Consider the following 609-nt stretch of genomic DNA (forward strand, 5'->3'; position numbering starts at 1 on the left):
AGCCCGTCCCTTCAGCACGGTCTGCATCGGCCCCTGCCAGCAAGGCAGCCGCGTCGGCATCGGCACCGGGCAAGACTGCCGCACCCACAGCACCCAGCCGCGCATCGGCCACCGCCAGCCCTGCCGCCCCTGGCGCCAGCACGCCCGCCCCACGACGCGAGGCGGCCACCAAACCCAAGGCACCGGCGTCGGCCACGGCCACCCCCGACAAACCGCTGGTCACCGTAGGCACGGCGGCGGGCTACTACATCAACGTAGGCCTGTTTGCCGAAGAGGCCAATGCCCGCAAGACACAGGCGCGGCTGCTGAACGAGGGCCTGCCTGCCTTCCGCCAGGAGCTGGACGGCGCCAAGGGGCGGCGCATCCGCGTGCGCGTGGGGCCCTACGGCACGCGCGCGCAGGCCGATGCGGCAGCAGAAAGCATCCGCGCCATGGCCCTGGAGGCCGTGGTGTTCAAGCAGCCGTAACCAGCGCACCGCCCGATGGGTGCGGCGGGCGTGTGGCCCACTGCCGCACCTGCGCCACCACCCAGGACGGATCGTCCAGCGGCAGGTCGTGGCCCGCAAAGGGGTGCATCGCCAGCGGCAGGTTCCACGCAGCCGCCAGTGC

1 protein-coding gene is annotated in these 609 nt (G+C 72.7%); it reads left to right on the top strand.

Annotated features, from left to right (window positions below; genetic code table 11):
* A partial coding sequence (locus tag DBR12_RS20775; protein WP_146185592.1) for an SPOR domain-containing protein occupies positions 1-467 on the top strand: 467 nt, incomplete at its 5' end.
* Positions 468-609: the final 142 nt, after the last annotated feature.

The sequence above is a fragment of the Acidovorax sp. HMWF029 genome (assembly GCF_003060895.1).
Lineage (GTDB): Bacteria > Pseudomonadota > Gammaproteobacteria > Burkholderiales > Burkholderiaceae_C > Acidovorax.